This window comes from Kribbella sp. NPDC048837, assembly GCF_055586945.1.
In genome coordinates, this window is record NZ_JBVJHF010000016.1 from 46,109 (window position 1) to 59,705 (window position 13,597).

Annotated in this window: 11 protein-coding genes and 1 pseudogene; 8 read left to right on the plus strand and 4 right to left on the minus strand. The window is 69.0% G+C overall.

The features are described 5' to 3' along the window. Positions 1-17 precede the first annotated feature (17 nt). Positions 18-485, minus strand: coding sequence for a carboxymuconolactone decarboxylase family protein (locus ACZ6O0_RS42585; RefSeq protein ID WP_465770810.1), 468 nt, complete (start codon positions 483-485; stop codon positions 18-20). Positions 486-775: 290 nt separating this feature from the next. Here ACZ6O0_RS42585 and ACZ6O0_RS42590 point away from each other — a divergent pair, with 290 nt between their 5' ends. Further along, entirely contained in the window at positions 776-1,471 is a 696-nt protein-coding gene (locus ACZ6O0_RS42590; RefSeq protein WP_465770811.1) for an META domain-containing protein, read from the plus strand. Positions 1,472-1,493: 22 nt separating this feature from the next. Here ACZ6O0_RS42590 and ACZ6O0_RS42595 read toward each other — a convergent pair whose 3' ends face one another. After that, the gene (locus tag ACZ6O0_RS42595) at positions 1,494-2,060 is read right to left on the minus strand and encodes a helix-turn-helix domain-containing protein (RefSeq protein ID WP_465770812.1); all 567 of its coding nucleotides are present in this window, start codon (positions 2,058-2,060) and stop codon (positions 1,494-1,496) included. A 239-nt stretch (positions 2,061-2,299) separates the two neighbouring features. Here ACZ6O0_RS42595 and ACZ6O0_RS42600 point away from each other — a divergent pair, with 239 nt between their 5' ends. Beyond that, entirely contained in the window at positions 2,300-3,262 is a 963-nt protein-coding gene (locus ACZ6O0_RS42600; protein WP_465770813.1) for a TIGR03619 family F420-dependent LLM class oxidoreductase, read from the plus strand. Between the two features lie 680 nt (positions 3,263-3,942). On the opposite strand, the pseudogene ACZ6O0_RS42605 reads toward ACZ6O0_RS42600, so the two are convergent. Further along, positions 3,943-5,040 (minus strand): annotated as a pseudogene (locus ACZ6O0_RS42605) (MFS transporter); the annotation flags it as partial. A gap of 50 nt (positions 5,041-5,090) precedes the next feature. On the opposite strand from ACZ6O0_RS42605, the gene hemW reads away from it, so the two are divergent. From hemW to ACZ6O0_RS42635, 6 genes are all read left to right on the plus strand, one after another. Continuing rightward, on the plus strand, positions 5,091-6,296 hold the full coding sequence (gene hemW / locus ACZ6O0_RS42610; RefSeq protein ID WP_465770814.1) for a radical SAM family heme chaperone HemW: 1,206 nt from the start codon (positions 5,091-5,093) through the stop codon (positions 6,294-6,296). A 224-nt stretch (positions 6,297-6,520) separates the two neighbouring features. Further along, on the plus strand, positions 6,521-7,840 hold the full coding sequence (locus tag ACZ6O0_RS42615; protein ID WP_465770815.1) for an ABC transporter substrate-binding protein: 1,320 nt from the start codon (positions 6,521-6,523) through the stop codon (positions 7,838-7,840). A gap of 85 nt (positions 7,841-7,925) precedes the next feature. Continuing rightward, positions 7,926-8,933 carry a LacI family DNA-binding transcriptional regulator gene (locus ACZ6O0_RS42620; protein ID WP_465770816.1) on the plus strand — a complete coding sequence of 336 codons (1,008 nt, stop codon included), beginning with the start codon at positions 7,926-7,928 and terminating at the stop codon, positions 8,931-8,933. Between the two features lie 133 nt (positions 8,934-9,066). Beyond that, positions 9,067-9,441, plus strand: coding sequence for a hypothetical protein (locus tag ACZ6O0_RS42625; RefSeq protein ID WP_465770817.1), 375 nt, complete (start codon positions 9,067-9,069; stop codon positions 9,439-9,441). Positions 9,442-9,479: 38 nt separating this feature from the next. Beyond that, positions 9,480-9,836: a hypothetical protein gene (locus tag ACZ6O0_RS42630; RefSeq protein WP_465770818.1), complete on the plus strand. Its 357-nt coding sequence runs from the start codon at positions 9,480-9,482 to the stop codon at positions 9,834-9,836. Between the two features lie 19 nt (positions 9,837-9,855). After that, positions 9,856-12,852, plus strand: a complete 2,997-nt coding sequence (locus ACZ6O0_RS42635; RefSeq protein WP_465770819.1) for a helix-turn-helix transcriptional regulator — start codon at positions 9,856-9,858, stop codon at positions 12,850-12,852. On the opposite strand, the gene ACZ6O0_RS42640 is transcribed toward ACZ6O0_RS42635, so the two are convergent. Then, entirely contained in the window at positions 12,809-13,597 is a 789-nt protein-coding gene (locus ACZ6O0_RS42640; protein WP_465770820.1) for a SagB/ThcOx family dehydrogenase, read from the minus strand. The two genes, ACZ6O0_RS42635 and ACZ6O0_RS42640, sit on opposite strands and share 44 nt — an antisense overlap.

Consider the following 13,597-nt stretch of genomic DNA (forward strand, 5'->3'; position numbering starts at 1 on the left):
TACGGCAGTTGGGGTGGCTAGCCGAGCTGGCCTGGTTGGTAGTTGCCGCCGGGTTGCTGGAAGGTGACCATCATGCGGTTGAAGGCGTTGATGAGGGCGATCTGGCATACCAGGGCGGTGAGTTCTTCTTCGTTGTAGTGCTTGGCCGCGCTCTCCCAGGCGTCGTCGGTGACGCCGGTGCCGTCGGCGAAGCGGGTGCACTGCTCGGTGAGTTCGAGGGCGGCCCGCTCGGCGTCGGTGAACACGGTCGTCTCCCGCCAGGCCGCGACCAGGTTCACCCGGAGCGGCGTCTCGCCGGCGTGCAGGGCTTCCTTCGTGTGCATGTCGAGGCATCCGCCGCAGCCGTTGATCTGGCTGGCGCGGATGTTGACCAGTTCAATGGTTGCCATCGGCAACGTAGTACCGGCGACGGCCTTGTGGGCCGACACCAGATGCTTCGCGACCTTCGGCCCGAGGACGGTGGCCTGCGGGTTCAGCCGAGCCATCTCAATCTCCTTCGTCGTTTTGGTAGACCTTCTACTCACCCCGACGAGCCCGCGACCAAAGAGGTAACAGCTCTCGAGGTGTGACGTGTGTCCCATCGACAGCACTACAATTAGGCGGGGGTGGAACGGTGATGCGACTGCTCGGCGTTGTGATGACGGCGGCAGCGCTGGTCGCGGCCGCGTGCGGTAGTGACGCGTCAACTGGCGCGAGTGAAACGGGTGCAAGCACAGCGTCTGTTGGCGCGGCGGGTGGTGGGTCGCCGGTCGGCAAGACGTACCTGTCTGTGGCCGTGACCGAGGCGGGCAAGGACCGGCCGTTGGTGTCGGAACACCGGATCCGGCTGATGTTCCGGGACGGCGCGCTGTCGGCATGGGCCGGGTGCAATGACCTGAGCGGAAGGGTCACGACCACGGGCGGGACGCTGACGTTCGACACGATCGTTGGTACCGGCATCGGCTGCCGTCCCGACTGGCAAGCGCAGGACCAGTGGCTCGAGAAGCTTCTCCTGGATCGGCCGACGTGGAAGCTCGAAGGTGACGTACTGACCATCACCAGAGCCAGTACGACGCTCGTCCTGAAGGACCGCGAGATCGTGGAACCCGACCTGCCCCTCGAAGGCACCACATGGCTCGTCGACTCAGTCGTTGCCGGCCCGGCCCTCGATCATTTCCCTGACGCGGAGACGGCGTACTTCACCATCACCGGCAACCAAGCCACGGGCTCGACTGGCTGCAACACGTTCACGAGTCCGGTCAGCCACACCGGCAACACGCTCAGCTTCGGCCACCTCACCGTCACAACCGCTGCCTGCACAGGCGATCCAGCCCGGCTCGACCGCGCAGTGATCGGCAACCTCCGCGGCACGCTCACCTACACAGTCGACTCCAACTGCCTCGAACTCCGCACCCCCAGCAACAAGGCCGGCCTCAATCTGACATCACCAACCCAGCCCACCCGCAGCCCGACAGGCAACTGCTTCCGCTGAGATGATCGGATGCAGGGACGGCTCACGGGCTGTCGACGCGGGCGAGGATGATGGCGTAGCGGCACTCGGCGTTGCTGGTGTTCGCGAAGACGCACGCGACGGGTTCGTCGACCTCGATCGAGTCGCCGGGGTTGAGTTCGTGGACCGTATCGCCCTGGTGGAAGGTCAGCCGGCCGTCGAGTACCCAGACGGCCTCCCGTTGGAAGGCCAGCGATGCTGCCGGATACGGCACGCGGGCGCCGGGCGGTAGGTGGACCTCGGCGATGTCTGCGGGGAAACGCGGCCCGGTGATCTGGCGCCGGCGGTATCCGGTGGCGGGGTCGTGCCATTCGGTGGCGTCGGCCATCCGGTGCACGCCAGTGGCCTCGGCCGGGGTGAGGAGGGCGGACACGGAGACCTGGAAGGCAGCGGCCAGTTTGCCGAGTACGACGGCGGTGGGGCTGCTCTCGGCGCGCTCGATCCGGTTGATCATCGCGCGGGACACCCCGGAGGCGTCCGCGAGCTGTGCCAGGGTCCATCGGCGCTGTTCCCGTTCGCTGCGGATGCGGGCTGCGATCTGTTGGGCCAGCGGATCTACTATATTGGGCACAGGTTCTAATATATAAGAAAGGGACCCACTCGGCACGTCAGCGAGCCGCCCTGATCCGATCAGTCCGACGAGACGGTCGGCGACCCCCTCATGCAGCGCCGCTGCCCGAGGTTGGCCACCGCGTCGGCAGGACCGCCGATCCCCGGGGGCATACGGCCGCGCGCAGAACCGTGCCATCGCTGACTCGCCGGGACCGCGATCCCTGACAACGTTGATGAATTCCACCTGCTGGAGGACCCATGGAACTCGGTCTCGCACTGCCCACCGCCGGGCCGCAGACCTCGCCGGAGACGATCGTGAAGGTCGCCAAGGAAGCCGAGCGGCTCGGCTACGCCGCCGTGTGGACGTTCGAACGCCTGCTCCGTCCGCTCGACAAGGTCGTGCTGTGGACGGGAGGTGAACCCGAGATGTTGCCGGACTTCTACGGCTCGGTCTACGAGCCGCTGGAGACGCTGAGCTCTGTCGCCGCTGCGACCGAGCGGATCAAGCTGGGTACGGCGGTCCTGGTGGCGCCGCTGCACGTGCCGGTGATGCTCGCCCGCCGGCTCGCCACGCTGGACCAGTTCAGCGGCGGCCGGGTCATCGCCGGTCTGGGCCAGGGCTGGCAGCACAACGAGTTCGAGACGGCGAACGTGTCGAGTAGCCGCAAAGGCGCCCGTACGGAGGAATTCATCACGGCGATGCGGGCCGCGTGGGGTCCGGATCCGGTGCGGCACGAAGGCGAGTTCTACCGGATCGCGTCGTCGCAGGTGAACCCCAAGCCGGTCCAGGCCCATGTTCCGGTACTGCTGGCCGGGACGTCGCCGGCCGCTATCAAGCGCGCCGGCCGGATCGCGGACGGGCTGATCCCGATCACGTCCTCGGCGGAGGAACTGCGCGGCGTCGCGTCCGCGTTCTACGACGCCGCCCGGGAGGCGGGCCGCGACCCTGCGGACCTCATGGTGGTCAACCAGGTGCCCTGGCCGACCCCGATCACCCGTGATCCGATCGGGTCCGGCCGGCCGTTCCTCGGCGGATCGCCCAAGCAGATCGCCGAGGACCTGACGGCCGCGCGCGAGAGTGGTGTGACCCAGGTATACCTCGCCGGCGGCCAAGGCCTCGGGCTCGACGTCGGCCTGAACGCCGCCGACGTCGACCAGTGGCTCGAACTACTCGCCGAGGTAATCGAGGCGGCCGGCCACCTCGGCGTCCTCGAGCCGTGAGCAACATGCCCTCCACGAGCTGGGCAAGAACCTAGACAGAGATGAGGGCGGCGGCGTGTTTGCCGGTGGTTAGGGATTGGCCTTGGTCGATCATTTGGGCGGCTAGGCGGTCTATGGCGCAGGAGAAGGCTTCGGTGTTCTCGGGGTCCCAGTCGTCGAGGCGGGTCGAGCATCCAGATCCGGAAGGCGCCGACGAAGCGCTGGAACATCTCCAGGCCGGCGGTGGTGAAGCGGTAGTGGCCGAGGGTCTCGGAGAGGTAGCCGTCGGCAACCAGTTGGGTGGCGAGGGGTTCGAAGACGCCGGGTGGGACGCGGAGGTCGCCGGTGATCTCGGCGAGGGTGGCCGAGCCGTTGCCGGCGCCGCCGCGGAAGACGCGCATGATCATCCAGGCCTGAGCGACGTTCAGCGGGATGCCGGACTGCGCGAGGACTTCGGGGCGGGGTTGCGTTTGTGGTGGCGTACGACGAGGGCCGCGAGCTTCTGGAGTTCGCGTTCGGAGTCGAACGAGGCGGGGGCGGCGAAGTTCTCGCCGACGTGCCGCGACGGGGACGGCCCAGAGGAAGACGAGGTGCAGGGAGTCGGCGTACGCGGCGGTGACCAGGGAGCGCGCGGGTTCGGGCAGGTTCCGGACGCCGTCGACCGTGGTCGCGAGCCGCGGGTCGATCTGAGCGGCCTGGACGGCACTACCGAGATTCTGCGGCAGCTGGTGGGCGTAGATGGACCCGAAGACCGCGACCCCGAACGAGCTCCCCATCGTGCGCAGGAAGCTCACCCCGGAGGTCGCGACACCGAGGTCGGCGTAGTCGACGGTGCTCTGGACGACGACCGTGGGGACCGGCATGCAGAGTCCCACGCCGGCCCCGAGGACGATCATGAAGCCGGCGATCTCGAGGTAGGAGGTCTGGTTGTCGAGGAGCGACAGCAACCACAACCCGACGCCGATCAGCACGGTCCCGGCGATCGGGAACAGCCGGTACCGCCCGGTCTTGCTGATGATCTGACCGACCACGACCGATGCGACCAGCAGACCACCGACGAGCGGCAGCATCTGCAAGCCGGACTCGGTCGCCGAGGCGCCGTGGACGAACTGCAGGTACGTCGGCAGATACGTGACCCCGCCGAGCATCGCGAACCCGATGATGAAGCTCATCACCGCGCACACCGTGAACACACTGGACCGGAACAACCGCAACGGCAGCAGTGGTTCCGCAGCCCGCTGTTCCACCACCACGAACAGCACGAGTGCGAGCACCGACCCGATCGCCATCGCAATGATGACCGTCGACGTCCAGGCGTACTCGATGCCGCCCCACGTGGTCACGAGCGTCAGCCCGGTCGCGGCCAGCCCGATGAACAGGATGCCGAGATAGTCGATCGTCGGCTCGACCGCGGCCTTCACCGACGGAAGGGTGATCGAGGCAACGATCAGGACGACGATGCCGAGCGGGATGTTCACGTAGAACGCCCACCGCCAGCTCAGGTGGTCGACGAACAGTCCGCCGAGCAGCGGCCCGGCGACGGTCGCGACGCCGAAGACCGAGCCCATCACGCCCTGGTACTTGCCGCGCTCGCTCAGCGGTACGACGTCCGCGATCACCGCCATCGCGGTCACCATCAGCCCGCCGGCGCCGAGACCCTGGATCGCCCGGGAGCCGACCAGCCACAGCATCGAGTCGGCCATCCCGCACAGCGCGGAGCCGGCGAGGAACAGCACCACACTGATCAGGAGCCTCGGTCTCCATGAGCCGAATGTAATCGGATCAGCACCCTCCGCCACTTCAGCAGCACTGCGATCGCGTCAATAATCCGCGTCCGTACGATGGAGGGGTGCCGTCGACACTGCCCGAGGGGGAGGTTGCGCCCCGGGACGGGTCGCTGCCGGAAGCCGCCGTCCGCGAGGCCGGATCCCGCCCGCTGGGCTTCTACCTGCATGTCCCGTTCTGCGCGTCCCGCTGTGGCTACTGCGACTTCAACACCTACACCGCGAAGGAATTGGGCGGCGGTGCGTCACAGGCGTCGTACGCCGATACCGCGGTCGCCGAGGTCCGCCAGGCCAGGCGAGTCCTGAAGGACCTGGACCGTCCAGTCGACACTGTGTTCTTCGGTGGGGGTACGCCGACGTTGCTGCCGGCCGGTGATCTCGGGAAGATACTGGCCGCGGTCCGCGACGAGTTCGGCCTGGCGCCCGGCGCCGAGGTGACGACCGAGGCCAACCCGGAGTCGGTCGACCCGGCGTATCTCGAGGCACTGCTCGAAGCCGGCTTCACGCGCGTGAGCTTCGGGATGCAGAGTGCGTCGACGCATGTACTCCGGATTCTCGATCGGCAGCACACGCCGGGCCGGGCGCTGGAGGCGGTGAAGGAGGCGACCGCGGCCGGGTTCGAGCACGTGAATCTGGATCTGATCTACGGGACGCCGGGGGAGTCGATCGACGAGTGGCGAGCCTCGCTGGAGTCCGCGTTGTCGGCGCAGCCGGATCACGTCAGCGCGTACGCGCTGATCGTCGAGGACGGCACTCAGCTGGCTCGTCGCGTACGACGGGGCGAACTGCCGATGCCCGATGACGACGACCTGGCCGACAAGTACGTGCTGGCGGACGAGATGCTCTCCGCGCAAGGGCTCAACTGGTACGAGGTGTCCAACTGGGCTCGCACCGAGGACGCGCGCTGCCGGCACAACGAGCTCTACTGGCGTGGCGATACCTGGTGGGGGATCGGCCCGGGCGCACACAGCCACGTCGGTGGCGTCCGCTGGTGGAACGTGAAGCACCCCAGCGCGTACGCCGAACGCCTCGACGCCGGCGACAGTCCGGCGTACGCGCGCGAGACCCTCGACGCCGAGACCCGCCGGGTCGAGCGGGTACTCCTCGAGGTCCGGCTGTCCGCCGGGCTCCCGCTGGACGTGTTGGACGACGCGGGGCGAGCCGCGGCCGAGCAGATGCCGGACCTGGTCGAGCACCGCGACGACCGGCTCGTCCTGACCCGGAAGGGCCGACTGCTCGCCGACGCGGTGGTGCGCGACCTGCTCCCGTGAAGTGGGGCATGATCACTCACAGCGAACTCCCGGTCAGCGGCGCACTGGGTAGTCGGCGGGGTTCGCAGCGTGACCACGGCTGACACTATGTACTGACCTGGAAGAGCCGGTATCTCAGCGTGACGACCGAGTGCTTGACATATCCGGGCGCAACGCTGAAAACTCAGCACACTTTCGCGATCCGAGAGCGCTCTCAACTCCGTCCAGTTCCAGGGAGCTTTCCCATGCGGCCCAGTGCCCGCTATCGCCCCATCGCAGTACTGCTCGCCTGCGGTGCGGTCCTGCTGGCCGCCGCCTGCGGCGGGCCCGGTGATTCCGATGCCTCCGGCAACGAAGCTGACGGGCCGAAGATCGAGCTCACCATCGCCACCTTCAACGAGTTCGGCTACGAGGACCTGTACCGCGAGTACGAGGCCCAGCACCCGAACATCAAGATCGTCGAGCGCCGCGCCCCGACCGTGGACGCGCACATCAAGAACCTGGAGACCAACCTGGCCTCCGGCTCCGGGATGGCCGACATCGAGGCGATGGAGGTCAGCTGGATCTACAAGTACCTGGCCAAGGCGGACCAGTTCGTCGACCTGCGCGACTACGGCGCCGACGACCTGAAGGACCGCTGGCTGGACTGGAAGGTGGCCGGCGCGACCACCCAGGAGGGCAAGATCCTCGGCTACGGCACGGACATCGGGCCGGAGGCGATCTGCTACCGCCGCGACCTGTTCGCGAAGGCCGGCCTGCCGACCGATCGCGCGCAGGTGGCGAAGCTGTTCGCGGACTGGCCGTCGTACTTCGCCGCCGGCCGCAAGTTCAAGCAGAAGGTGCCCGGCTCGGCCTGGTACGACTCCGCGGTGCTCACCTGGGAAGCGATGCGCAACCAGCTGATCCAGGCCTACTACTCCAACCAGGACCGCTTCCTCGGCGCGGAGAACCCGTTGCTGAGGCGGACCTGGAACCAGGTGGTCCAGGGCAGCGAGGACGGGCTGTCGGCCCGGTTGCCGGCCTGGAGCGACCCGTGGAACCAGGCCTTCCGCACCGACAAGTTCGCGACGATCGCGTGCCCGGGCTGGCTGCTCGGCGTGATCCAGGACAACGCGGGCACGTACGGCAAGGGCAAGTGGGACGTCGCCGACGTCTTCCCCGGCGGGGGCGGCAACTGGGGCGGGTCCTACCTGACCGTGCCGAAGCAGTCGCAGCAGCCGGCCGAGGCGGCCCGGCTGGCCGCGTGGCTGACCGCGCCGGAACAGCAGGTCAAGGTGTTCAAGAAGGTCGGTTCGTTCCCGTCCACCCTGGACGCCTACAGCGACCCGCAGGTGAAGTCCCAGGTGAACGCCTACTTCAACAACGCACCGGTGGGCCAGATCTTCATCAACCGGGCGAGGAACGTGATCCTCAAGCAGCACAAGGGTCCGCGGGACGGTGAGATCAACCAGGTCTTCAGCGCCGCGCTCGCCCGCGTCGACGAAGGCAAACAGGCCCCGGACGCCGCGTGGAAGCAGGCCCTCGACCTGGCCGACAAAGCCGCCAACACGAGGAAGAGCGGGTAGGTCGGGACACGACCGAATCCTGACGCGCGTTCGACCGGGTAAGTACTACGGTGTGAACGCAAGCCCACCGACCCCGGGAGGACCGATGAACGAGTCTGGTTCTCCGACGTTGGAGCAGGTCGCGGCGCTCGCCGGGGTGTCTCGCGCCACCGTGTCGCGGGTCGTGAACGGATCGCCCAAGGTGCTGCCGGACACGGTGGCCGCGGTCGAGCGGGCGATCGGCCAGCTCGGCTACGTGCCGAACCGGGCCGCCCGCGCGCTGGTCACCCGCCGGACCGACTCGATCGCGATCGTGGTGCCGGAGCCGGACAGCCGGGTGTTCTCCGACCCGTTCTTCGCCGGCATGCTGCGCGGCGTCAGCCTGACGCTCGCGCCGACCTCGTCCCAGCTGGTGCTGCTGATCGAGCCGGCCGAGGGGGACGACCAGCGCCTGCTGCGGTACCTGCGCGGCGGGCATGTCGACGGCGCGATCATCATCAGCCACCACGGCCGGGACAACGTGCTGCAGGAGCTCGCGCAGTTGCCCCTGCCGATCGTGTTCAGCGCCCGTCCGCTCGGCGTCGACGTGCCGGTGGCGAGTGTGGACGTGGACAACGTCGCGGGCGCCCGGACCGGCGTCGAGTATCTGCTGTCGATCGGCCGCCGGAAGATCGGGACGGTGGCGGGCCCGCTCGACATGACCGCGGGCCTGGACCGGCTGACCGGGTACCAGGAGGTGATGAAGGAAGCCGGCCTGCCCCAAGCCATCGCGTACGGCGACTTCACCGCCGACGGTGGTGAGCAGGCGGCCCTCCGGCTCCTCGACGAGCACCCCGACCTGGACGGACTGTTCGTCGCATCCGACCTGATGGCGACCGCGGCGCTCCGCGTCCTGTCGCAGCGCGGCCGCCGGGTGCCGGGCGATGTCGCGGTGGTCGGGTTCGACGACTCGGTGCTGGCGACCACGACGACGCCGAAGCTGACCACGGTCCGCCAGCCCGTCGAGCAGCTCGGTGCCCGCCTGGCCGAGATCCTGCTCGCGAAGATCGGCGGCGCCGACCTGCACAGCCCGGAGATCTACGACACCGAGCTGATCGTCCGCGAGTCCGCCTAGGGATTGAGGCGCTGCGGATCTGAGGGTTTGTGGCGCGTATCTGAGGGTTTCCCTCGGATGTGGCTGCCGGGGGTGCGGGCGGACCGTGAAGGGGTAGCGGCGATCCGCGTCGCACAGTCCCCTGGGAGAAGTCATGAACCGCAAGTACTACTCAGCTCTGGCAGTGTCCGCCGTTGCGCTGGGCACCGTCGTCCTCACCGCGACCGAGGCTTCGGCCACGCAGCAGGACCCGCAGCCCAGACCCACGTCGCAGACCGCGCCCTGGCCGGACGAAGGGTCGGGCTTCCCGGGTTCGGGGCAGACGACGGAGTACAACTACCCGAAGTACGACCGGAAGTACCAGATCACCGGACCGACCAAGGCCGAACCCGCCAAGGTGACGACGCAGAGCTCGTCCGACGGCAACGGCGGCCAGTTCGTGCAGTCCGGCGCCTCCGCGCTGGGCGGCGCGGCCCTCGCCCTGAGTGGCGTCTGGCTGTACCGCCGCCGCCAACTTCACACCGCTTAGCCCGCATGGCGAAGCCCTGACGTGAGGGGGAGGGACCGATGTCAGGAATCGTTCAGCTGCTGATGGCCGGAGTCGCTCTGGGCCTGGGTGTCCTGGTTCTGGTCAGTGTGCATGGTCGCGGTGACCAGGATCAGGAGACCGAGATCGAGAACTGGCGCCGGGTGAACGCCGAAGTGGTCTCGGTCCTGCGTACCGGCACCTCCACGTTCCTGCTGGTGCGCTACGTGGTCGGGACCTCGCTGATCCAGAACGACGTGCGGTACCCGCTCCCGGGAGCCGTACCGCACGCGGGTCAGCGGGTCCCGATCCGGTTCGATCCGCTGGCGCCCGCGAGAGCGGTGTTCGACCGGCAGGCGGAGAGCGCGACGCCGAAGAAGGTGGCCGGTCCGGCCTGATCACGTCAGACTGGGAGCCGTGGGAGGGGCGGCGGTCGCGCGCTCGCCTGGCATGGTGGGCCGGATCGGGGAACGAGGGATCCTGGGCGCCGCGGTCCAGGGAGCCGTCGAAGGGCGGCCGTGTGCGGTGTTCGTGCACGGAGAAGCCGGCGTGGGCAAGACCCGCCTCGCCACCGCGGTCTGTGACGAGGCGGCTGCGAAAGGCGTCGCGGTCCTGTGGGGCCGATGCGTCCGTTTCGGTGCCGTGGATGCGCCGTACGTTCCGTTGATCGGTGCGTTGGAGGGGTGGCTCGAGTCGGCCGAGCCTCGCGAGCGGTCCGCGGTACTCGCTGCGGTCCCGGCCGCGGGGGAGTTGTTGCCTTCGCTGGGCGGGCGCACGTCCGACAGTGCGGTCCGGCTGTTGTCCGTGGTGGATTCGCTGGTTCAGGCGATCGCTTCGCATGGTCCGACGGTGCTGGTGGTGGACGACGTGCAGTGGGCCGATCTGGCCTCACGCGATGCCCTCGCCTACCTGGTCGCCGGCTTCCGCGGACAGCGGCTGGCCGTGCTGACCACCTACCGGGACGAGGAAATGATGTCTGGTGACCCGATGCACACGTGGCTGGCCGACCTGCGTCGGCTGCCGTCGGTCACCGACCTGCGGTTGGACCGGCTGAGCTGGGACGAGACCGAGCAACAGTTGACACTCCTGCTGGACGGTCCGCCGCAGCGCCGCTTGGTGGATCAGGTCGTACGCCGGTCCGACGGCAATCCGTACCTCACCGAGCTGCTCGTGCAAGGTCTGACGAGTAGCGCCGAAGGGCTCCCCACCGATCTCGCGGCGGAGCTGACCGGAGCCCTGCTCGCGGCGTGGCACCGGCTCTCGATCCCGGGCCGTGAGGTCATGCGGTTGATGGCAGTCGCCGGGCGGCCGACGTCGATCGACGATCTGCGCGAGGTCGCGGCGGCGCGGGGGATCGACCGTGAGGCACTGACCAGCGCGCTGACCGAGGCGACGAACGCCGGCATCAGCGTGGCGCAGGGGCGGGACCTGTGCTGGTTCCGGCATCCGCTGCTCGCCGAGCTTCTCTACGCCACGTTCGTTCCCGGTGAGGCCGAGCCCGTGCATGCCGCGTGGGCGACGACGCTGGAGTCCCGTCCCGCCAGCGGCCTCGACGAGCTGCAACGACAGAGCGACCTGGCGCTGCATTACGAGCGCGCCCGCAACCTGGAGGCCTGTCTGGAGGCGTCGCTGCGAGCCGCCGATCTGGCCAAGGGTGCCCGATCGCCGCATGAGGAGGCGGTCCATCTCCGTCGTGCGGCCCGCCTGTGGCCGATGGTCCGCCGCGGTGCCGGCGAGGATCCGGACAGCGAGGTGGATCTGCTGGAGCGGGTTGCCCGGGCCAACGACCTGCTCGGCGACGGCGAGGCGAGCTTCGCGGCGTGGAGCCGCACGCTCGAGCTCGTCGACGAGCGCACCGACCCGCTGCGCGCCTGCCGGCTGCTGCGCCGGTGGGCGGATTCGGCCTGGGCCACCGGTCGGACGAAAGGCAGGCCGGTCGCCGAGGCGGAGCACGCCGTCGAACTCAGCCGCCCCTTCCCCGACAGCGACGAGTACGCCGATGCCCTGGCCTACCTCAGCTGGTGTCAATGGTGGAGCAACGAGCTCGAGCTGTCCCGGACGTACGCGGAGGACGCCGTCGCGGCAGCTCATCGATCGGGATCCAGCGCGGCCCTGAGTCTGGCGTACGCGGTCCGGGGCAACGGGGACATCCGCAGCGAGCACTCCGACTCCGACACCGCGGAAGGCCTGCGTTTCGCCAAGCTGTCCGGGGACCCGGAACTGACCTGGCGGGTTCTCGTGATCAGGCACAACTACCTGGAACGGCGAGGTCGCGTGACGGACTGCGTCGACGTGACCCGCGAGTTCCTCCCCGTCGCGCTCAACGTCGGTGCGTTCTCGGTAGCGGTCTTCGCCGCCGGACTGCTGGCCCATCACCTCCTGATGCTGGGACGCCTGCCCGAAAGCGGCGTCGCCATCCGCGAAGGGCTCTCCGTGGCGGCCCTCCCGAATGCGAGTGCCATGGTCCGGTTGGGCGCAGCCTCGCTGGCAGTCCGGCGGGGCGAACTGGACGTGGCCGGACTACACCTGCAACGCGCGCGAGAGTTGATACCGGGCCTCGAGGACCGAGCCGGTCTGTCGGCCCAGCAGGTCCTGGCCGAGTACTTGATCGCCGTGGGGCAGGCCGAGCAGGCCTTGGATCTGCTCGCGCGCACGATGGTCGCCCAGGTAGCCGACACCCGCGACGCGGACGAGATGCTGGTCTGGGGTGCCCGGGCGGCCGCCGACCTGATGGAGGCGGCGCGGGACCGCAGCGACGGTGCGGACGTCGGCAGAACCCAAGAGGCCTTCGAGGATCTCCTCGAGGTGCGACGCGGCATGCAGCCGGCGCCGTTCGAGGTCATCGGTCCCGAGGACCTGATCCAGCCGGCGAGGAAGGCGCTCTTCCAAGCCGAAACCGCCAGGTACGAGGCGGAGAAGCCCACCTCCAAGCTCTGGGCGGAAGCGGTACGCCGGTGTGCCGCCGCCGGACTGCGGTGGGACGAGGCGATGGCGTCCTGGCGCTGGGCGCAGGCCTTGCTCGGCGAGAGAGCGACCCGGTCCACGCTCGCCGAACCGCTCAGATCGGCGTACCGCTTCGCGCAGGAGGTCGGCGCGATCCCCCTGCGGGAGCAGGTCGAGACACTCGCCGCCCTCGCCCGGATCCGGCTCGAGGAACCGGTGACGACCGCGCCGCCCGTCCAACCGCCGGCGCCGTTCGAGTCGTTGACGCGACGCGAGCGGGAGGTACTGTCCCATCTGGTCGCCGGCCGGACGTACGCCGAGATCGCGAAGGCGCTGTTCATCAGCGAGAAGACGGTCAGCGTGCACGTGTCGAACCTGCTGCACAAGACCGGGACGGCGTCGCGGCGTGAGGTGGCCGCCCTCGCGGTCAGACTCGGTCAAGAGCCCGGCGCTCGAGGCGGTTCCCACTGACGGGGTGACCGACTGCCGTGCCGTACAGGACGATCTCCGACTCGGTGTCGAGGGCAAGCAATTCGGAGAGCTCGTCGTCCAGGAAGCCACCGAGAGTGACTGCGCCGAGGTTGAGCCCGGTCGCCGCGAGGACGAGGGTCTGCGCCACGTGTCCTGCTTCGAGGAGCAGGTAGCGATATCCGCGGTCGGCGTACCTGGTCAGGCTGCGTTCGCACACCGCGGAGAGCACGAGTACGGCGGCGGCCTCGGCTGCCCACGGCTGACCCAGGAACAGCCGGCTGACCAGGGCCGGCGGCACAGCCTCAGCCCGGACCTGCTCGAGGCCGTCGGCGAACGGCACATAGTGGTAGATCCCGGCGGGGAGGCCGTGCACCGATCGCACCAGCACACTCACCTCGAGCGGGTAGAGCCCGCCGGCGGACGGCGCCGCGCGATCGATGATGCGTACCGGGCCGCCATCGGTTGCCCCGGTGACGCCGTACCCGATCCGCAGCAGGGTGGCCAGTTCGGCGAGGCCGAGCGGCTTGTCGAGGAACGCCCGGCAGGAAACCCGTGCGCGGACGAGATCGGTCAGCGCTGCTCGGATCAGTATACCGGGTGGCAACGGGAACCAAGGTGCCGTCGGGTCCTCCCGCCCCGGCCCGTGCTGCGGTGAGGTCGGCTGCGGAGGATCGAGCAGCACGCGGGAACTGCCACGGTGATAGGTCCAGGCGAGCGGCTGGCCGTCGCGGAAGGTCTCGGACAT